18 protein-coding genes and 1 pseudogene are annotated in these 21,246 nt (G+C 40.5%); 11 read left to right on the plus strand and 8 right to left on the minus strand.

Annotated elements, in window-relative coordinates:
* Positions 1–71: 71 nt before the first annotated feature.
* The 5 genes from HG267_RS12835 to HG267_RS12855 form a co-directional block, all read right to left on the minus strand.
* The gene (locus tag HG267_RS12835) at positions 72–356 is read right to left on the minus strand and encodes a hypothetical protein (protein WP_155539102.1); all 285 of its coding nucleotides are present in this window, start codon (positions 354–356) and stop codon (positions 72–74) included.
* A gap of 55 nt (positions 357–411) precedes the next feature.
* Positions 412–1,413, minus strand: a complete 1,002-nt coding sequence (locus tag HG267_RS12840) for an ABC transporter substrate-binding protein (protein ID WP_045869320.1) — start codon at positions 1,411–1,413, stop codon at positions 412–414.
* A 144-nt stretch (positions 1,414–1,557) separates the two neighbouring features.
* On the minus strand, positions 1,558–1,908 hold the full coding sequence (locus HG267_RS12845; protein WP_045869321.1) for a ferredoxin family protein: 351 nt from the start codon (positions 1,906–1,908) through the stop codon (positions 1,558–1,560).
* Positions 1,909–2,176: 268 nt separating this feature from the next.
* Positions 2,177–3,811, minus strand: coding sequence for an FAD-dependent oxidoreductase (locus HG267_RS12850; protein WP_045869322.1), 1,635 nt, complete (start codon positions 3,809–3,811; stop codon positions 2,177–2,179).
* A gap of 508 nt (positions 3,812–4,319) precedes the next feature.
* On the minus strand, positions 4,320–5,360 hold the full coding sequence (locus HG267_RS12855) for an NADP(H)-dependent aldo-keto reductase (RefSeq protein ID WP_045869323.1): 1,041 nt from the start codon (positions 5,358–5,360) through the stop codon (positions 4,320–4,322).
* 778 nt (positions 5,361–6,138) lie between these two features.
* Here HG267_RS12855 and HG267_RS12860 point away from each other — a divergent pair.
* The 9 genes from HG267_RS12860 to HG267_RS12900 all read left to right on the plus strand — a co-directional run bounded on the left by HG267_RS12860 (position 6,139) and on the right by HG267_RS12900 (position 17,839).
* Positions 6,139–7,959, plus strand: a complete 1,821-nt coding sequence (locus tag HG267_RS12860; protein WP_045869324.1) for an iron uptake porin — start codon at positions 6,139–6,141, stop codon at positions 7,957–7,959.
* A 154-nt stretch (positions 7,960–8,113) separates the two neighbouring features.
* Positions 8,114–9,211 (plus strand): sulfonate ABC transporter substrate-binding protein, encoded by a 1,098-nt coding sequence (locus HG267_RS12865; RefSeq protein ID WP_045869325.1) that lies wholly within the window; start codon positions 8,114–8,116, stop codon positions 9,209–9,211.
* 461 nt (positions 9,212–9,672) lie between these two features.
* Positions 9,673–10,494, plus strand: a complete 822-nt coding sequence (locus HG267_RS12870; RefSeq protein ID WP_045869326.1) for an NADPH-dependent oxidoreductase — start codon at positions 9,673–9,675, stop codon at positions 10,492–10,494.
* A 748-nt stretch (positions 10,495–11,242) separates the two neighbouring features.
* The gene (locus HG267_RS12875; RefSeq protein WP_045869327.1) at positions 11,243–12,046 is read left to right on the plus strand and encodes an ATP-binding cassette domain-containing protein; all 804 of its coding nucleotides are present in this window, start codon (positions 11,243–11,245) and stop codon (positions 12,044–12,046) included.
* Positions 12,047–12,824: 778 nt separating this feature from the next.
* Positions 12,825–13,949: an aliphatic sulfonate ABC transporter substrate-binding protein gene (locus tag HG267_RS12880; RefSeq protein ID WP_045869328.1), complete on the plus strand. Its 1,125-nt coding sequence runs from the start codon at positions 12,825–12,827 to the stop codon at positions 13,947–13,949.
* A 248-nt stretch (positions 13,950–14,197) separates the two neighbouring features.
* Positions 14,198–15,061 carry a TauD/TfdA dioxygenase family protein gene (locus tag HG267_RS12885; protein WP_045869329.1) on the plus strand — a complete coding sequence of 288 codons (864 nt, stop codon included), beginning with the start codon at positions 14,198–14,200 and terminating at the stop codon, positions 15,059–15,061.
* Between the two features lie 124 nt (positions 15,062–15,185).
* The gene (locus HG267_RS12890) at positions 15,186–16,004 is read left to right on the plus strand and encodes a class I SAM-dependent methyltransferase (protein WP_045869330.1); all 819 of its coding nucleotides are present in this window, start codon (positions 15,186–15,188) and stop codon (positions 16,002–16,004) included.
* 128 nt (positions 16,005–16,132) lie between these two features.
* Positions 16,133–16,933, plus strand: a complete 801-nt coding sequence (gene ssuC / locus HG267_RS12895; RefSeq protein ID WP_045869657.1) for an aliphatic sulfonate ABC transporter permease SsuC — start codon at positions 16,133–16,135, stop codon at positions 16,931–16,933.
* A gap of 771 nt (positions 16,934–17,704) precedes the next feature.
* Positions 17,705–17,839: a hypothetical protein gene (locus tag HG267_RS12900; RefSeq protein WP_255325174.1), complete on the plus strand. Its 135-nt coding sequence runs from the start codon at positions 17,705–17,707 to the stop codon at positions 17,837–17,839.
* A 9-nt stretch (positions 17,840–17,848) separates the two neighbouring features.
* On the opposite strand, the pseudogene HG267_RS12905 reads toward HG267_RS12900, so the two are convergent.
* The 3 genes and pseudogenes from HG267_RS12905 to HG267_RS12915 all read right to left on the minus strand — a co-directional run.
* Positions 17,849–18,274, minus strand: a pseudogene (locus tag HG267_RS12905) (CHAT domain-containing protein); the annotation flags it as partial.
* A gap of 52 nt (positions 18,275–18,326) precedes the next feature.
* Positions 18,327–18,848: an ImmA/IrrE family metallo-endopeptidase gene (locus HG267_RS12910; RefSeq protein ID WP_045869332.1), complete on the minus strand. Its 522-nt coding sequence runs from the start codon at positions 18,846–18,848 to the stop codon at positions 18,327–18,329.
* An 8-nt stretch (positions 18,849–18,856) separates the two neighbouring features.
* Positions 18,857–19,189 (minus strand): helix-turn-helix transcriptional regulator, encoded by a 333-nt coding sequence (locus tag HG267_RS12915; protein ID WP_052335125.1) that lies wholly within the window; start codon positions 19,187–19,189, stop codon positions 18,857–18,859.
* A 163-nt stretch (positions 19,190–19,352) separates the two neighbouring features.
* On the opposite strand from HG267_RS12915, the gene HG267_RS12920 reads away from it, so the two are divergent.
* Together HG267_RS12920 and HG267_RS12925 are read left to right on the plus strand one after the other, a co-directional pair.
* Positions 19,353–20,075 (plus strand): multiubiquitin domain-containing protein, encoded by a 723-nt coding sequence (locus HG267_RS12920; protein WP_045869333.1) that lies wholly within the window; start codon positions 19,353–19,355, stop codon positions 20,073–20,075.
* Positions 20,017–21,225 carry a ThiF family adenylyltransferase gene (locus HG267_RS12925; protein WP_228045307.1) on the plus strand — a complete coding sequence of 403 codons (1,209 nt, stop codon included), beginning with the start codon at positions 20,017–20,019 and terminating at the stop codon, positions 21,223–21,225. Before HG267_RS12920 ends, HG267_RS12925 begins: the two co-directional genes overlap by 59 nt.
* The last annotated feature ends 21 nt before the right edge of the window (positions 21,226–21,246 follow it).

Here is a 21,246-nt window from a genome sequence, read left to right on the forward strand (position 1 = left end):
ATGTCTCTGTCACATCCCCTAAATTTATATATGGGTATTATCTTTTTACTTTTTACTTTTATCTTTTTACTTTATCTAGCAGGAGTATGTAACCAGGTTTGTGTAGCATTATCCCAATAGGTATTAACCCAAAGCTTTTGAGTTTCATCCCAGTAGGATAATGTCGCTAGATCTACCATTGCAATGGTAATCTCAATCTCTGCTTCTGAGGCTAGCGGCCCGGAATCTGCAAAACTAAATTTGTCATCAAAGATGTCCATTATCCATCCTTGATATTCTTGCCCATTGTTTAGTTTAAAATAGTGTTTTGTGCCAAACTCCCTAAATTCTTCTAAGATAACCTTTGCAGTTTTCATCAAATTTCTTTTTTCATCAATCACCACCTTTTGCTGAATTGATATTTTAAATCTTTTATTGCTTCGCTATCCAATCATCTAATTTAAAATCAGATTGGGCTAATTTTTGCGAGACTAAAAATTTCTTTGTCCCTTCTAAAAGTTGTACGCCTTGATTGGGTAAAGGTTCTACTGGGAATTGAGTGATGGGAAAAGAAGCTTTCACCACATCAAGAGGATATCCTGATACATCAGCATGAAATTTGTAGTAAGCCTCTGGGTTGGCTTGAATATCTTTCACAGATGCTTGTTTAATTTGATTCCACTTTTGCGGTAAATCTGGATGTTTAGCCAAAAAATCTTCTGTAGCTACCGTAACGCTAGTTCCGCGTAAGTCTGGGTGTTGAATTGCTTCATCAATCACAGGATAGCCTTTTGCTTTTAACAATGGCCCAGTTCCCGTTGACGCTGCGATCGCAGCCACATCTCCCCGTTCTAATGCGGCTTGGGCTTCGCTTGGTAGCATATGGATAACCTTGACGCGATCGCTAATTCCGGCCTTTTGCAATAATCCAATTAAATAGCGATGCATATAAGAACCTTTGGAAGTCGCTACCTTCTGTCCTTTAAGTTCCGCTACAGAACTCGGGCCATTTTTCTTCGCCAATAACCAAGCATTTGTTCCTACTTGTTCTTGACCAATCAAGCGCGTGGGTAAACCTTTGGCTTTACCAACTAATGCAGGTGTATCACCATAAATTCCTACATCCACTTCCCCAGCTACCAAGGCTTCATTCAAATTAGGCCCGTTAGGAAAATTCAACGTTTTGATTTCTGTAATCCCTAATTTTTGCAATTCTGGTAAAAGTTTACCTTGATGCATTGCCCAACCTGTCGGGCCAGTTGGTGTTTTTACTTTACCGTTAGTAATAAAACCTAAGCGCAATGTGGAAGTCTTTACTTCCGCCTTAGTTGTAGTTGTAGGATTAGGTACCGCTTGAGAAACAGTTTGATTAGAACTGCAAGCAGTAGTAAGAAATAATAAACTCGATAAAGCTAGAGTTGGTAATTTAAGCATGAACAACAAACCGCAAAAACACAGAAAATACAGCTAAAATAAGAAAATTAAATTACAGCTATCTTTAGATGAATTAGATAGGTAGAGGCACAACATTGTTGTGCCCGATAATCCGTACATCACCCACTAAAAATTTGTTGTGTACTATTTCATCCGCTTGAGAATTTGGTGTGTAGAATCTTCTTGGGCAGAAGAAGTGCGATACCTTCGGTGGGCTTCGCCAACGCGTCCCCAACCTACATTTCTTCGGTAGCTTCCCAAAAGTTCAGCCTCTTTCAATAATGTTTCATCGACAGAATCCAGAGGATCAACTTGTGGTGCTACATATAAAGCATCCACCGGACAGTACAATTCACACATGAAACAGGTTTGACAATCACTTTGTCTCGCAATTGTAGGTGGTGCATCAGGCACTCTATCAAAAACATTTGTCGGGCAAACATTCACGCAAATATTACATTGAATACACCGCGACGCACTAACTAACTCAATCATACTATTTTGGATTTTAGATTTTAGATTTTGCGGAAAGTTGAGCCAGTGCGTTGGACGGGTTCCCCGGCTTGAAGCAACTGGCGTTGGGTGGGCGGGTTCCCCGACTTGAGCAAACTTTTCAAGACGGATTGAGAATGAGGCGCATTGTTGAACTAACTTTCAGAGGATAATCTTGCGTTCTTCCTTTGCGCCTCTGCTCGACGGCAGTCGCTACAACGGGGGGAAACCCCGCAACGCGCTGCCTCCTCTGCGTGAGAAAAAAAGATAATTAAGGAGACACGCCTACCAATTCCTTCTCACTCCCCAATCGCTCATTTCTCACCCAAACTTTGTCCAACCCACCACTAACTAAATAGTGTTGCTGATGAACATCAATCTCTGGAAAGTCTAAATGCTTGTGCATACCGCGAGTTTCTTTCCGTTCTAAAGCGCTGTTATACATCCATCGCGCTGTAGCCACCATTGCAGCAGCTTCTCGAACCTGAATAATATTTTGCTGATTCCCAGCTTGACTACTACGAATTTCTTGCCAAAGGTTATCTAATCTCTGCAATGATCCAGTTAAAGTTTGTTCTGTACGGAAAAGATTGCGATCGTAAGGGAAAACTTCAGCTTGGGTAGCTTGGATCACCTCTTCAGCCTTGATTTGATGTTGGCTACCACTAATCAATCCAGCCTCACCAACACCTTGCACAGGGCGCTGAGTTCCCCACTCTCCTAAACTTTGGGCGTATTCAGCCGCAGATTTACCCGCCCAGTAACCAGAAGCAATTGCCCAAGCTGCATTATGACTACCACCACCAGTAAAACCACCACAAATTAATTCTCTGGTAGCAGCATCACCAGCAGCGTAAAGTCCGGGGACTGATGCAGCACAACTAGAATCAACAATCCGAATCCCACCTGTACCGCGTACTGTTCCTTCTAAACGCAAGGTAACGGGGAAACGTTGGTTAAAGGGATCAATACCCGCACGATCAAAAGGTAAGAAGAAATTCGGCTGTGCTTTCCGCATATTTGCCTGCATCTCTTCATTTGCTTTATCCAAGATGGCATATACAGGCTGTGTTAACAGCGTTTGGGCAATTACCGAACGCCCTCTTTGAGAACCTGCACCAGGTATCGGGGTGCCATCTTCGTATGTGAAAGTTGCCCAATTGTAAAACAGGGTTTTGGTAACCGAAGAAAAGGCGGGAGAGATGCCATATGCGTTAGAAAACTCCATCCCTGACATCTCTGCACCCGCTTCTGCTGCCATGAGGTATCCATCCCCAGTCAGGACATTGCAACCTAAGGCTTTACTTAAGAAAGCACAACCACCCGTTGCAATGATTACTCCACCTGCACGTACAACCCATTGCTTACCAGTCTGACGGTTAATTCCAGTTGCCCCAGCAACAGCACCTTTTGCGTCTACTAATAATTGCAAGGCAGGGCTATTATCTAAAATTGTTACACCTACCCGCTTAATTTGCTTCCGCATCAGGCGCATATATTCTGGCCCCTGGAGACTGCGCCGATAGGGTTTACCCTCTTCATCAACAGGAAAAGGATAGCCCCACTCTGCTAATAGGTTGACGTTGGTATATGTCTGATCCAGTACCCGATCCATCCAGGTACGATTGGCTAAAAATCCCCCCAAGGCTTCGCGACTGGCTTTTGCAGCTTCTCTAGCTTCTGCATCAGGAGGTATATACCATACACCATTACCCGATGCTGCTGCACAACCACTCGTACCGCAGTAACCTTTATCGACTAAAACCACCTTGGCACCAGCAGATGCAGCACTCCAAGCAGCCCACGTACCAGCCGGGCCACCACCAATAACTAGAACATCTGTGTGTAAGTTAGGGTCAACATCAATAGTAGATGAATTCTGCGATCGCCAATGGGGACTACTCATTGAATTCCTCGCCTCAATATTTAGCTTATGAACTAAAAAACTCAGATAATCATGCAATAAATATGCCAGTTACTAACTACAATGATGTTCATTAGAACAGTTAATCAATGCATATTGTTGTAGCACTGGCATTTACAATACCATAAATTACGGTTAATCGGTCAAGTTACAGTATTTATTTTCAATAAAAGCCTTGCATAATTTTTTACAAAAATCAAGAGGGTGTTTTGATCAAAGTTCAAATCCTCAATCAAAAGCAGCATTGTTAAAATTAAAAACCAAAAAATATTGCCTCAATCCGCATATTTTATGCAAAATATCTCTATCATCTTTGCCGTATCTATTTGCGTAGAATATTAAATATAAGCTGAAATTTATAAATTTTTATTAAAAATATATTCCGTAATCAGGACTTTCAGTCATCAGGTTTAGTTGACTGCTGACAGTTAACAGTCAACAGTCAACACCAAAAAATCTGTGTTTTTAGCGCCAGAGCATCTGACACAAATTATGGCGCTGGATTGGGATAACTTGTATGAACTGCGTCTAACTCTGCTAAAATCTCTGGGTTAAGAACTACATTTACACTTTCAATGTTTTCTTGTAGTTGTTGTAGCGTTGTAGCACCAATAATTGTACTACTCACAAACCAGCGACTCCGCACGAAGGCTAAAGCTAATTGAGCAGGTGTTAAATTATGTTTTTTGGCGATTTCCGCATAAGCTGCTACAGCTTCATTGACATTTTGTTTGAGATAACGTTGTCCAAAACCGGGAAATAGACTTAAGCGAGTATTTTCTAGGTTGCTATTTTCTATGTACTTGCCTGTTAACAAACCAAATCCTAGCGGACTGTAGGCAAGTAAACCAACATTTGTGTAATGCGAAACTTCTGCTAAGGCGGAATCAAAAACGCGATTTAGCAAGTTATAAGCATTCTGAATTGAGACTACTTTAGGTAATCCCAACTTTTTCGCAGCATGAACAAATTTAGTTACGCCCCAAGGAGTTTCATTACTCAAACCGATATAGCGGACTTTACCTGCTTTGATAACTTCTGCAAAGGCTGCTAATTGCTCAGAAATCTTCACAGTTTCTCGTTCTAACTCTGGCTTATACTCTGTTTGACCAAAAGTTGGAACATAGCGATCGGGCCAATGAATCTGGTACAAATCGATATAATCTGTTTGCAAGCGCCTCAAACTATCATCTACCGCTTGCTGAATATTCTTACTATCAATTTTGATATTTCCGTCCCGCAGCCATTTAAATGGACGACCAGGCCCAGCAATTTTAGTAGCAACAATTAGTTGATCCCGTTGCTGTTTTCTCAACCATTCGCCAATGTAAGCTTCTGTTTTTCCCTGAGTTTCGCCACGAGGTGGGACTGGGTACATTTCCGCCGTATCAAGAAAGTTCACTCCGTGAGCAATAGCATAGTCTAGTTGCTGATGGGCTTCTTCAATAGTATTTTGATGCCCATAAGTCATAGTTCCCAAACAAATTTCAGAAACTTTTAAATCACTTTCGCCGAGTTGGTTGTATTTCATAATTTCTGCATCAATTCTCTTAATTACTTTTACAGCAGATTACAGCTAGATGAGGTACAACAATTAAATTTATATGAGCTAAAACACATCTAATTTGCAGATTAAATTTTATCAATCTCTTATGAGGTAGTTATCTTGCCTACCCCAATCATGCAACTTAAATGCCTATTAGCTGATCAATCTTGTGGTGCGGGTATCTTAACCGCTACGGGTTTACCTTGTAAGAGATAAAATCTGCTGGATTTCACCAAAAGTCAAAGCATTAAATAATTTGGGATTTTAGATTTGGCATTTTTGGCTTATCCCATACATAAGATTTGGGAAAAATCGTAAAATACTATTAATTTACTGATTTGCCGGAGTTAATACTAAAAAAGTATACTACCAGACATTACTCACATAAACAAGTTTATTTTGGGAATTTTAAAAATATAGAGAGTATGTAACTAAAAATACTCATTCTCTACAGTTTTTCTGAAATACTGGTATCCTGTAATATTAAATCTACTAAAATTCGACCAAATTACCGGACTTTAATCGCGACAGGTAATTTGGTAGTAACTACAAAGTGATTTTCTCTCTTTGAATTTTGTACTTAGAAGAGAAAAATTGTGACGGAGATTTGTAACTCACTCTCCAGATAGAAGCTGGAGTCTGAAAGATAATGACACTGCCAACTTCAAGCATAAAATTTCTAAAAAATTTAACTAAGTTATTTGCTTGATGTCTTTGGCAGTACAGAGGATTTGTCCTAGATCGAATTGTTTGTTCAATCAAAATGAAAAAAATTTTTGGGAATTTATTGCTGACCTTACCAACGTTTGTAGTGCTGCTTTTATTAGCAACTAGCGCGAAAACTCTTGCTCAAGAAGTTCCTGCTCAAAAAGAAGCAGAAACTCCAATAACTAAATTACCAGATGTAAAGAAAACTGTGCTTAAGGCTAATTTAACAGCCTCAGCTACTACAGAATCAAAACCATCTGTCATTGAGACAACACCTTTGAGTCCCATTGCACAAGTTCCAGTTATACAGCCTACAACCTCAACACCAAATAGCGATTTAGGACAAGTCACTTCTGTCTCACAACTATCTGATGTTCAGCCTACCGATTGGGCATTCCAGGCGCTACAGTCTTTAGTTGAGCGCTATGGGGTAATTGCTGGCTATCCCGATGGCACATTTAAGGGGAACCGCGCCCTCACAAGATATGAATTTGCAGCTGGTTTAAATGCAGCGCTTGACCGCCTCAACGAATTGATTGCAACTAGTACTGCTGATTTAGTGAAGCAAGAAGATTTAAATACTCTGCAAAAGCTGCAAGAACAATTTTCTGCCGAACTTGCCACTTTACGAGGAAGAGTAGACTCTCTCGAAGCGCGTTCTGCCAAGTTAGAAGCCACTCAATTTTCTACAACTACCAAACTGCAAGGTTTAGCACAATTCTTTATTGCTGATAGCTTTGGTAATCGTGTAGGTACAAACAGAGATAATACCAATACTTTTTTAGGCTATCGTGCAACCCTGGCTCTACAAACTAGCTTTACTGGCAAAGACCAGTTAACAACTAGCTTAACGGCATCTAACTTTGTGGCTTTAGGCGGTGCGACTTCTGTTGGTGGTACACCGCTAACCGGAACCAACCAAACCCGGTTTAATACAGAACGCAGTACTGGTTATGCAGCAGATAGTAATCTTTATCTTGATAGATTGTTCTATCGCTTTCCATTCGGGAAAAACACTAACGTCTGGGTAGGTGCGAGGGGGCTGCAACCTGTAACTTTTGCGCCTACACTTAATCCCTTAGTCGGTAACGCCCAAACTGGAACCCTATCACGATTTGGACTCTTCAACCCTGTAATTTACCGACCTGGTTTTGACGGCGCTGGTTTAGCTTTCGCCCATAAATTTAGCAATCAACTCCAATTCAACGCAGGTTATATCGTAGATGATGCTTTAGGTAGTAATCCTGGAGGAAACGCCACTAATGCAGGTGGATTGTTTGGTAATGCTTATGAAGCACTAGCACAGTTAACTTTTACCCCTAGTCGCAGTCTAGATATTAGTTTTGCCTACGCCCGTAAATACTTCCCCACTCCGGTTTCTCCCGGCCCCAACGGTACAGTAGTTGTAGCGCCTGGGTCTGGTTACAACATTACTGGTGGTACAGGTACTGCTAACGCTGCTCGTCCATTTGGTTTAGCACCCACATCCTCAGATAACTTTGGGGTGCAAGTTAACTGGAAAGCTAGTCGTGCTTTCCATATAAGTGGCTGGTTTGGTTATACACAAGCCCATCAAGAAGGCACTAGTAATGATGCAACTATCATTAACACCGCACTAACTCTAGCGCTTCCAGATTTAGGGAAAAAAGGTAATTTGGCTGGGTTTGTCTTTGGTATCCCACCCAAAGTTACGAGTAATGATGTAGCTGCTCGCAGAGATAATGATACCTCTTTTCATATAGAGGGTTTTTATACCTATAGATTTAATGACAACATTAGTGTGACCCCGACGTTGTTTGTCATTACTAATCCAGAAGCTAACGCTAACAATGATCCAATTTGGGTAGGCGCTCTGCGTACTACTTTCACTTTCTAAGCAGAATCACCCAATTTGGGATTAATAGTTTTAACTAAATATTCATCTCGAATAATCTTACCTATTCAATGTGCGATCGCAGTTTTATCTCACTAAACTACGGTAACTTGATTAGCTTAATGTATAATCAAGGATCTCAGATAGGTAAATTCTGATGATGAGTTCGATTTTTCAGCGTTTGTTCGCCAGATTGAATATATTCCAATTCACTCAATTTGCGCGTCAAAATAGTATCTTTTCCCTTGTGCGTCTTCCGGTGGCTGGGGCTTTTATTGCTAGCTTATGTCTCAGCCTTTTATTTTCATCTTGCACAGCTAATAATGGCAGCAATAATACTACTTCTGCTAATAATTCTAATCAACCTAAAACATCTGTAGTCAAGTTTGGCTATCAAAAATCCGCCATTCTTCTCAAGAGTAAAGGCGTTTTAGAAAAGCGGTTACAACCTCAAGGTGTCTCTGTACAGTGGATAGAATTTCCTGCTGGGCCACAGCTTTTAGAAGCAATGAATGTTGGTAGTATTGATTTTGGTCATACCGGAGAATCACCACCAATCTTTGCCCAAGCTGCAGGAGCATCATTAACATACATTGCGGGAATTGCGCCTAGCCCTGCGGGTCAAGCTATTCTGGTTCCGCCAGATTCTCCGATTAAAACTGTCACTGACCTGAAGGGCAAAAAAATCGCCTTTCAAAAAGGTTCCAGCGCTCATTATCTGCTGTTACAAGTGTTAGAAAAATTTGGCTTGAAATACAGTGATATTCAACCAATATATCTACCACCTGCTGATGCAAGAGCAGCATTAGTAAAAGGAAGCTTAGATGCTTGGGTAATTTGGGATCCATTTTATGCTGCAGCACAAAAAGCAATTAATGCTCGTGTTTTGATTGATGGCACAGAAGTGAACAAGCAAGGAGGATATTACCTAGCTAGTCGCAAATTTGCTACCGAAAATCCCGAAATCATTAAGTCAATGTTAGAGGAAATTAAAACCCTTGAAGATTGGTCAGATAAACATCGAGATGAAGTAGCTGCCACGCTCTCACCTGTGTTAGGCATTGATTTAGAAACAATGCAAAAAGCTACACAGCGCAAGAAATTTGGTATTGTGCCCATTGATAGCAATTTAATTGCTATACAGCAGAAAGTCGCTGACAAATTCTATGAATTGAAATTGATTCCTAAACAAATTGATGTGAAGGAAGCAATGCTTTCACCAGAACAATATGCAGCCTTTTCACCAAAAATATAGGTATAGCTAATATCTAGCAATCCTATTTAATTGGTGACATTTTGTGCTGCTCAGATCCCCTACTTTTATAAAAAGTCGGGGATCTATCTTTTGATTTTTAACCTTCGGAAATTTTATTTGCGATCTGCCAAGGCTGGCGATCAGGCTCTTGCTTATGAAGGAGAGAAAATTACTCTAGAAAAAAACTACAGGTATCCTATTTGATTGTGAAAAAAATTCCGTACATTTGCAGCTGAAGTTGATAGGAAAAAATGCCTGTTTAAACCCTGAGATGCTGGATATGATCTCAAAAGGTGAATGCAAAGCTTTCCCTACACCTGCTCTCCTCTTCTAGCTTAAAAGTGCTGAGTAAAAATCCCCACCTCGACTTTCATGGTTGGTGATGAAATTTTTTTCATTGGGACTCCTTCCTATAGCGATCGCTCATCAATAGTAAACACTTCTCGTTTGACTAGTAACTTATGCCTAATTTTACCGAATTGTTTAATCATCGTTACGGCAATAGCCAAGTCAATGCAGAGCTACCTGTAAATGACTTCATCACTTCTCTGCTATCTCACCGTTCAATTCGGGCTTACTTAAGCGATGCTTTACCTCCAGGAACCTTAGAAACTTTAGTAGCTGCGGCGCAGTCAGCAGCTACATCCTCAAATCTCCAAACATGGAGTGTAGTAGCGGTAGAAGATCCCAGCCGTAAAGAAAAACTATCTCAACTGGCTAATAATCAAGCCCATATTCGCCAGGCTCCATTATTTTTGGTGTGGTTAGCGGATTTAGCAAGGCTAGCGCAGATTGCGGAAAGTCGGGGATTACCTCATGAGGGTTTAGATTATCTGGAGATTTTTTTGATGGCGGCGATTGATGCAGCTTTAGCGGCGCAAAATGCTGTAGTAGCGGCAGAGTCGTTAGGATTAGGAACAGTATATATTGGGGCGTTACGTAACAAACCAGAAGAAGTGGCGCAGGTTTTAGAGCTACCCAAACAAGTGTTTGCTGTTTTTGGCTTGTGTGTTGGATATGCTGATAGCGCCGTGGAAACAGCGATTAAACCACGCTTACCTCAAACAACTGTGTTGCATCGCGAAACTTACAAACTAGCAGACAAGGAAGAGGATATTGCTGCTTATAACCAGGCAATGACAGCTTTTTACCAGTCTCAGAAGATGAATATTCCTGGTGATTGGACAGAACATTCGGCTAAACGCGTGGCTTTTGCTCAGTCTTTATCCGGACGCGATCGCCTGCGGGAAGTTTTGCAAAATTTGGGTTTTGAACTACGATAATTTTTTGTAGGATACCTAGTACAACAAGGCAAAAGTCAAAAGTCAAAAGTCAAAAGTCAAAAGAAAGAATAGTTATACCACAAGCCTTTTAGCAATTACAGATGGTATGTTTCTCTTACAAAGTTTGGCGGGACGGAAACCGACACCGCCAACTTTGCGCTATTTACGCCGACTTGTACTAGTTTTATCTATTAAATCTATTTTCAGCATTAACCCTACTTTCAACAACGAGAAAGTGGGGTTTAATTTTTATGTTTTTTTCTCTGTCTCTTCTGAGCAGGAATAATTTATTTGTTGATAGTCTCTCAAGTATGTAGCTGTCAACACAGTTTGTAAGTTTTTTTGTTAAAAGCTACTTGCCTTTTCGCCCCACCTATGTGAGACTACTATAAACATACTACTAAATTCTGACCAAATTACCGTAGTTTGCTATCAAGCAATGATCAAAAATTAGGCAAATTACTGGTGTAAGCGTCTTCTAAGAAGGTTTTGAGATTACCGAAGTTTAAAGGAGGAAAAGCAGTGTCACTCAAAAAAATCTTGTTGTAATCGTAGTTAATGACATTCTTTTCAGATATTAGCTAAGGTAATTGGTCTTCATACCGCATCAATCAGATGAGAAATAGAGTCACTGTAGACCATATAAGTTTATTTTGCTGGTATTTTTTCTGACTAATAGGCTTCTCTAGCCATCTAGAAACAGTTAGTAATTTGACTGATATGAGAGGAAAAAAAGGAGATTTGTAGAATGACATATCCAGTACGAGGGATGCATTTAAAACTACAAGGATTAACCAAGTCCTTTGGAGACAAGACAGTTTTGCAGAATATTGATTTAGATATCGAGCCTGGGGAATTTGTCGCTATAGTTGGGCGCAGTGGTTGTGGTAAAAGTACAATGTTACGGCTGATTGCTGGACTGGATGCACCCACTGGAGGTGGTGTATTTTTAAACGATCAACATTTTCACCATCGGATTAACCCAGAGATTCGGATGATGTTTCAGGATGCGCGGTTACTACCTTGGCAGAGAGTACTATCAAATGTGGAATTAGGTTTATTAGGTACTAACTCAAAAGTGTTAGCAAAGCAAACAGCTTTGCAAGTATTGCGCGCTGTAGGATTAGAAGATAGAGCCCATGAATGGCCATCTGTCTTATCTGGAGGACAACGCCAACGGGTAGCGTTAGCTAGAGCCTTAGCAAGTAGCCCCGCTTTATTGCTGCTAGATGAGCCTCTAGGCGCATTGGATGCACTCACACGTATTGAAATGCAGCAATTACTAGAAAAATTATGGCAAGAACAAGGATTTACCGCATTACTAATTACTCACGATGTGGAAGAAGCTGTTGTACTAGCAGATAGAGTCTTACTCATTGAAAATGGTCAGATTGGTTTGGATTTAGAGATTAATTTGCCACGTCCACGAGTCAGAGGAGATGTAGCACTAGCTCAGACAGTAGAAAAGATATTACAACGAGTGATGGGTCAGCCGGAGCGCGAACCAGGATTAGCAGCAGACTCATTTACTTTCTCATCTGTAACAGTGTAAGACAGGCTAATCAGTTAGAAATTCCATATCTGTGCAAAAATCGGAAACCTCTTTCTCCTCTTCCCACGTATTTGCAGCTTTAATGATCAGTCTGTAAACGAACAAGACATGGCTGCTATCCATATTCTGAGAATATCTTCGTGGGTGGGATGACGATTTTTGATTGCTTTCAAGAAAATGTACCTGATGCTTTTCGTAGTAAATAGTTCAATGAAATCCACTACCTACTCTCTCGGTATGGATCGGACCACGTACAGTTCTATTTCCAATTATCACTACAACAATATTGAACCAAGCTTATTAAATATTTTGCCTCCGCCAGGGAAGTGTTGTGTAAATCTCTATTATTCGCGGGCATTACACAGCGCTTCCCCTACCTAAAATCAGCGTTAAAATTGGTAATTGATAATTACTTTTTGCTGTTTTTTAAACTGTGCTAGATGGTTGTTTAATTCAACTAATTTAATCTGCAACAGGTTTTAATTTACCATCCATTTTAATAATACAATTTTCCATCACAGTAACCCTCTCATGAATCTATCTTAAGGTGGGTCACTCCACCTTAATTACTCAATTTAAAGATTATCAAGAAACTATAATTATATTTTTTTAGATATTCCCAGATTTACTACAGCGCACCCATACTTAACAACATCCCATGACATCTCCATTCAAGAGCAAAAAAAATATATATAACCGAAGTCCTTAAGCTAGTAGGTTATGAATTTAGCAGATTGATAGATTTTTCACGATTTTTAAGGCGGAGGAAAGCTGATTAATGCAAAGTCTGAAACATAAATTTGAATCTTGGAAACGCGGTCATATTACTCGTCGTTCAGCGTTATTTGCTTTAGGTTATAGCTTAGTTTTATCTACAACACTATTTAGTTGCAGTACGTCAAATAAAACTTCTCAAAAACAAGCTGATTCAGCTTCATCGAATACAGCTACTACATCTAATACCACAACTACTGCTAGTAACTCTAGCAGCCAGAAAGTTATTAGAATTGTCCGATCTAAGCAACTAACTGCTCTAGCTGTAGTTGAGAAACAAGGTAAACTTGAAAAAAGATTAGCAGACTTGGGATACAAGTTAGAATGGCCTGAATTTGCAGCAGGGCCACAACAATTAGAAGCATTAAATGCCAATGGTTTAGATATTGCTTCTACAGCAGAATCACCACCAGTTTTTGCCCAAGCTGCAGGAACACCTTTAGTTTATTTAGCTGCCAATTCCTCTGATGGTCAAGCAATTTCACTTTTAGTTCCTAGCAAATCTAACATTAAAAGTGTTAAAGATCTAAAAGGGAAAAAAGTAGGTTTCCAGAAAGCATCTATTGGTCATTACTTGTTAGTTAGAGCTTTAGAAAAAGAAGGACTAAAACTATCTGATGTCCAGTCTGTTTTTCTGCCACCTCCAGATGCTAATGTGGCATTTAATCAAGGTAAGATAGATGCTTGGTTTATTTGGGAACCATTTGTTACGAGAAACGTGCAAAACAAAGTCGGTCGTGTGCTCATAGATGGCGGTAACGGTTTGCGAGACACTAACAATTTCTACTCCACAACCCGCAAATTTTATCAAGAAAATCCAGAAGTAATCAAAGCCTTTTTGGATGAACTACAAAAAGCTCAAATTTGGTCTAAACAAAATCAAAAAGAAATTGCCGAATTACTTGCACCGGTGACACAACTGGATGTACCAACATTAGAAGCAATGCATAGTAAATATGATTTCTCGTTAGTACCAATCACGGAGAAAATCATTACTAAGCAACAAGAAGTGGCTGACAAATGGTACGCGCTGGGATTAATACCTAAAAAAGTAGATGTCAAAGAGGGATTTTTAACACCTGAAGAGTATGCCAAAATTACGCCTCAAGATGTTTTAGCAAAACAGTAGGGAGATGAGGCAATACTGCTCGGTTAAGGATTTTAAACTCTTAATTTGGTTTGGGGAAAAGGCGAAAGGGTAAGGGTTAAAGGTTTTTTCTTGCCCCTTTTCCCCTTCCCCTTTTCCCCTTAACCGACAAGTATTGGGAGATGAGGGGACTGGGGAGATGAGGGGGACAAGGTGAGAAATTCTGATTACCCATTACCAATTACCCATTACCTATTACCCATTACCTATTTTCAAAATTCAAGAATACTATGCCGACGCTAACGTTAACAGAAGTTAAAATTTCGCCTTTAGATGCGCCTTTAGGTGCTGTAGTTACAGGATTAGATACGAGTCAAGCTATTGCGCCAGAAATTATTTTGCAACTAAAGCAAGCATTGCGCGATCGCCATATTCTCATCTTCAAAAATCAACAGCTGAGTGATGAGCAGTTTTTAAATTTTGCATTCTACTTTGGCTCTCTATTTATACCACCGCAGAATATCCCTGTGTTGGCTTCGGAAACAGGCGCTACACCAGTAATTATTCCTGTTTCTAATGTCGATGGTGGTTATACAGGTACGGGTGAATTAGCTTTTCATTGCGATCACCATTGGACTCCCTATCCCTCTAGCGGTTCTCTACTCTATGCGTTAGAAGTTCCTTCCCAAGGTGGCGAGACTTCATGGTTGAATTTAAATTTGGCCTATGAGACGTTAGATGAGTTTACTAAGAAGCGGATAGCAGACTTACAGCTGATTACTTACAATCCATTTTTGCGCGATCGCAATGCACCTCGTTCCAACTATCGCTTGGATCAGAGTATTCCATTAATTAGCCCTGTTTATCCCCATCCTCTAGTACGCACACATCCAGAAAGTGGCAAAAAAATTCTATACCTCGATTACGCCACAGAAGTAGAGGTTGTTGGTTTAGAACCACAAGAGGGAGCAGAATTAATTGCTCAATTACGTCAACATCTCAATCAGCCACAGTTTTATTATCAACATAAATGGTCTGTAGGCGATATTGTTTACTGGGATAATCAAGCTACTTTGCACCACAGAACACCATTTGACCCCAGCGAAAGACGGATATTAAAGCGTGTAAGTTTAGCTGGAAGCCGTCCGTTTTAGGTATTGAGATTGTGAGTGGATAACTGCAATAGTTTTGATTGAATCAATATCATTTTTAAACTTGTTGCAGTTAATCACTCACCTAAAAAGCATATTTTTAAATTTAAATTTTGACATTAAATATATGACAACAATTCCTGCTTATGACCCAACTTTATTTGAAGGTGCAGCTTGGTACTATGCTCGTTATCGACCCCAGTATCCACCTGTGTTATTCGATTTACTCACCGATAAGTTTCAATTAGATGGGCAAGGAAGATTATTAGATTTAGGCTGTGGTGCAGGCTTAATTGCTATTCCTTTACGCGATCAATTCAAAGAAGTTATCGGTTTAGATCCAGATGCGGATATGCTTTTAGAAGCGCAACGCCAAGCAGCAGAAGTGGGTGCAACAAACATAAGTTGGGTAAAAGATAGAGCAGAAAATATTTCTCTTGCTGTTGGTAAATTCCAACTAGTGACAATTGGTAGAGCTTTTCACTGGATGCAGCGAGAATTAGTTATAGACCATATCTACAATTTACTTTCTAATAATGGTGGTCTGGCGATTATCAAAACTTATGAAGACCCCTGGAATAGCGAACATCCGTGGAAACAAACTGCCATTTCGATTGTACAGCGTTGGTTAGGTGAAAAACGCCGCACAGGTCAAGGTGGTCAAGGAGAATGGCAACCTTTAGCAATTCCCCACGAAGAAATTATCGAGAAATCATCATTTAGTCGCCAAGCTAACTATGAAGTTAAATATGAGAAATCTTGGACAATTGACTCATACATTGGCTATCTATATTCCACAGCTTTTTGTTTACCTTCTTTCTTTGGTAATGCGGAAAATAGAAAAAAATTTGAAGCTGACCTTAGAGAATCTCTGCTAAAAGTAGAGCCTTCTGGAAGATTTACAGAAGAACTTCCTATTACTGTCATAGCTGCTTGGAAAAATTAATCAAGCTTGTAATTTGTTATTTGTCATCAGTTCCTTTTCTAACTGTGTCCACATAGGCTGCTATCAAGCAATAGTACATCATGAAAACTATCTCATCTTCTCCTAATAGCTTTCCATCAAAGCAAACAATGAAAAAGCAAAAATCAAAATATCAATTTCTCAAAAATCGCCAAATTCAATCTTTCATCCCTTGGTTAGTACCCATATCCATTATTGTTGTCTGGCAATTATTATCATCTCTAGGCATAATTCCTACAAGAATTTTACCTGCGCCTTTAAGTGTACTGGGCGCTGCTATTCATTTAGCCCAAACTGGTGAACTATTTAGAAATATTGGTATTAGTGCTGCTAGAGCAATTTCTGGCTTTTTGGTAGGTGGCAGTATTGGCTTTATTTTAGGTTTAGTAAATGGGATTTCTCCAATTGCTGAGAAATTGTTAGATACTTCTATTCAAATGTTACGTAATATTCCCAACCTCGCATTAATCCCCCTAGTAATTTTATGGTTTGGAATTGGGGATGAAGCTAGATTATTTCTTGTATCTTTAGGTGTAATGTTCCCAATTTATTTAAATACATTTCATGGTATCCGGAGTGTAGATTCTGGATTAATTGAAATGGGAAAAGTTTATGGTTTAAATACCTGGGGCTTATTTTGGCGAATTATTCTCCCCGGCGCATTATCTTCTATTTTGGTAGGTGTGCGTTTTTCTTTAGGTATTATGTGGTTGACACTGATTGTTGCTGAAACCATCGCTGCTGATTCTGGGATTGGTTATATGGCAATGAACGCCAGAGAATTTATGCAAACAGATGTCGTGGTATTAAGCATTTTGCTATACGCCTTATTTGGTAAATTAGCAGATGTAATCGCCAGATCCTTAGAAACTTACTGGTTACAATGGAATCCCAGTTATTTGAAGGGGTAAGCTAAACACTGTTAATTATCTAGGTTTATCCAGATTTGCCACATTTTCAGCTATAATTTAATGGCAATGAGGTAGCTGATTACTCGCAGTGCGAAGCCTTGAAAGATTTGCAGCTTATAGATTTGAAATTAGTGGAGAATAGGGAACTCGAATCCCTGACCTCTGCGGTGCGATTAAAGAGGCGAATACTCTCTAACTCTTTACAGTATTCAGTTATAGCTAATCTCAATAACAGATATATAATCATTATCTAGCTTTTGGCATTTTACAGGCGATCGCGAAAGATAATATTTTTGTCTGCTCTCAACTTTAGAACTTATATCCCCAATAATCAAAATCAGAGAAAGATTAAGCATTAATGCTTAGAGAAAAGGAGTTATCTGAGGATGTAGGGCATAATTTGACTACATCTACAAATTATGATATGGGCTAATTAAGCGATGCTTTCTCTTTCAGACACGCTACCGCGAACGGCAAAGCTTCTGGTGCGTTGGCTCCGCCAACGCTAACGCACTACCAACTTGAGTTTACCTTGGGAAGGTGACAACAACCTTGATTTTCTAATGCTTTCGAGCTTGCACACAATCTTTACACCCGTTTTACACCGAACCAGCATTGACGATTTAGTTGAAGCGCAATTTATCAAGAATTCTTTGGATAAGCATTTTGGTAAAATATCTTCACATACATTACAAAATTATTCTTTTAAACGCTTCAGGCAAATTTTCCACAAGCGTTAGCTGATACGAATGCTTGAAAATCAAATAATTTTTGAAGTGTTTTTATTGGCTTGATTTTTTACAGTGCGATCGCTACAGTGTTTTAAGCACTTATGGTATAAAGATTGACAAACAGTATCAGGATAAAGCGATCGCAGTAATGTCGTTAGCTAGCGACACCAAATAACCTGAGTTCTCACTCAGCTTCGCCAATCAAAGTAAATGCAGCCCATGCGCTAGGATGAGGATGCTGTTTCATCGTTACCAAAATTGCTTGCCGCAGTGCTTGTGCTTTATCAGGATTTTTCTGAAACTGGCGGTAAAATTCCCCCATTAATAATGCGGAAGGACTATCGGGAATTGACCATAATGTGACAATCACACTCAGCGCACCGGCAGAAATTAAAGCGCGAGATAACCTAATGACACCATCACCTGTAACTGTACCTTGCCCAGTATCGCAAGCACTTAAAACAACTAATTCGGCGTTAGTTTTTAAATCTAAAATTTCATTTGCAGTTAGCAAGCCGTTATCTTTATCATCAGGGGAGAGAGCCACAGCACTGGGGACACCTAAACCTTTAAAATCATCCAGTAAACCGTGAGTAGCAAGATGAATTAATAGAATATTCAACGAGAGAGCCAAAGTTTGAGCCAATTAAACTGGTTTTGTCTCAACCAGTGATTAAACCTAATCGTGTTAGTCGTATAGTCAGTGCTTGACAACTAACTTGAAGTTCATCTGCAAGTTCTCCAAGAGCAGACTGCTCAACATCATCTAGTGCGTCTAGCGGTTCTTGGGAGAGTCTTTCCCGCAGAACTTTCTCAGGCATTAAGAGTTCTGCTGCAAAAGTATTTGCCTCTATCTCTTGAAATTTTGTTCCTTGGGCAGACTTCTCATCCCGAAAAAACAATAATGACTCATCAAAAAATATACTTGCAAGTTTTCTATGCAAAAAATAATGCCCTAATTCGTGAGCAATAGTAAATCTCTGCCGATTCGGGTGATGCTTGACATTAACAACTATCACCGATTGTTCATCCTTAATTACCAGCATACCCGACACATTGTCTTCAAGAGCCTCCTTTCGTATAAAAATGCCCTCCTGTTCGGCAATCAAATTTAAATCAACAGGAATTGCAAGCTTGTAGCTTTCTATAAGAGATTGGGCAAGTTTCTTGGCTTTGACAGACATTGTGTTAATTAAGTTGCGTTATTAAGTAATTCATCAATCAATTCGGCACTTCTTGGAGGAACATTTTTTAGGCGACCACCGATCTCAATGGTCGAGTTTTGAGTCTCTGCTAGTTCACTCAGGGGAGGCAAAACATCCTTGATGTCAACCTGTAAAACAGCACAAAGCTCGTAGATTAAGTGCAGGGGGGCTTTCTGACGACCTGCTTCAATATTGGTAATTGAGGTACGCAAGACCCCAACCCCTTCTGCCACATGCGCTTGGGTTAATTTAGCTGCCTCTCGCTTTTGCCGTAGATGCTGACCAAGTTTTTGATATAAGAGCGTTTCATTAGTTTTCATAACATCCAGTATCGGAAAAAAAGGGTGTTATGTCAATGTGATTGACGTGTTTCTAATATTGACATTAATTTGTGTTTTTGCAGTTGACATGCAATTTTTCCTCTGTTAGGGTATCTAAAAGTTGTTTCTTTCTACGTAATCAAGATTTAGGAGATAAAATTTCATGAAAAATAATTCAGCGGATTCTTGTGGAGATCGGGGCGAGTCCCGTACATACTCGATCCAATTTGCGTTAGATAATTTGAACTTCCGAACTATTGAGATAGCCGATCCTGTTCCTCTAGGTCGCCAAATTCTTGTTGCGGGTGGACTTGAACGACAGGGCGACTACAGCTTGTTCGCTATTTTGCCTTCGGGTGACTTCGAGGATATCCGCCTCGACGAATCATTTGATCTGCGCGGACGCGGCGTTGAGAAATTTGTGGTCTTCCGCACCGACCGTAATTTTAAGTTGACCCTCAACGATCGCCAAATCACTTGGGGCAAGCCTGCGATCAGAGGTTCCGATCTCTATGAACTTGCCAACGTCGGCAATGAGCAGGCAGTATTCCTTGAAATTCGCGGTGGGACAGACAAGCTGATTGACCCAGAGGAGATGATTGACCTAACTGCCCCAGGCATCGAGTGCTTTATCACTGCACCTCTTCCGACAAGCAAGATCGAAATTATCGTCAATGCCAGACCAAAATTAGTGTTTGGACCTAGCGTAACGTTTGAACAAATCGTTGAACTAGCCTTCCCTGGTACACATAATCCAAACGCTGTTTTTTCTGTCACCTATCGCAAAGCTGCTTCTGTGCCTCCCGATGGCGTACTGAGTGCTGGCAATGTCATCAAAATCAAAAAAGGAAGCATCTTTAATGTCACACAAACTGATAAATCATAGTCCAGACCTGAAGCGCCTGCGCGATGAGGGCTATTGTATCCAAATCCAGGGCGGTCTCCTTCTTCTGCGAGAGATTCCTTACGTTAACGCCCAACGGCAGGTGCGAACCGGAACGCTTATTTCGACCTTAAACATGGCTGGAGATGTTACTCAATATGCTGGAGACCATGTAGTCTTCTTTGATGGTGAGTTTCCCTGTAATGCCGATGGTACAGCGATCCACCAGATCGCACATCAAAGTGGTGATAGGGATATCGGACACGGAGTGATAGCAAAGCACTCCTTCTCAAGTAAGCCAGCTGGTGGCTATACAGACTATTACCACAAAATGTCAACCTATGCTGTTATCATCTCTGGAGCGGCGGCAGTCTTGCAACCAGGTATAAGCCCACGAACCTTCCGTGTACCTGACGAAGGGGAGGACAGCATCTTCAACTACATTGAGACAGCGTCTGATCGGGTAGGTATTGGTGCCCTTACCCAGCGTCTTGCTACCGAAACAGTAGGGATTATCGGGCTGGGCGGCACTGGATCGTATGTGCTAGATTTGGCCGCCAAGACTCCTGTAAGGGAAATTCACCTTTTCGATCCTGACCTCTTCCTTCAGCATAATGCTTTTCGATCACCTGGAGCACCCTCGATAGACGATTTGCGGGAAGCACCCCAGAAGGTCGATTATATGGCGGGCATCTATTCTAAGATGCACCGAAGGATCATCCCTCATGCCGTAGCGCTCGGTGCTGACAACCTTCACTTGTTAGAAGGTCTTAGCTTCGTGTTTATTTGCATAGATAGTGGGGCGGCGAAGCGGGCGATCTTTCAAAAACTGGAGGCTCTGGGCATATCTTTCATTGATCTTGGCATGGGACTGGAATTAGTCGATGACTCGCTAGGTGGTCTCTTACGGGTGACAACAAGCACTCCAGACAATCGTGAGCATATTTACCAGGGTAAAGTCAACTTTTCTGACGGTAGCGAGGATGACATATACACCTCCAATATTCAGGTTGCTGACTTGAATGCCCTAAACGCATCAATGGCTGTCATCAAGTGGAAAAAACTTCGGGGTTTTTACCGTGATTTGGATCGGGAGCATCACTGCCTGTATACGACTGATGGCAACTCTCTAACTAATACTGGAGGCTCATGATGCGCCATACTTATCTCGAAC

This window comes from Tolypothrix sp. PCC 7601 (genome assembly GCF_025677855.1).
GTDB lineage: Bacteria > Cyanobacteriota > Cyanobacteriia > Cyanobacteriales > Nostocaceae > Aulosira > Aulosira diplosiphon.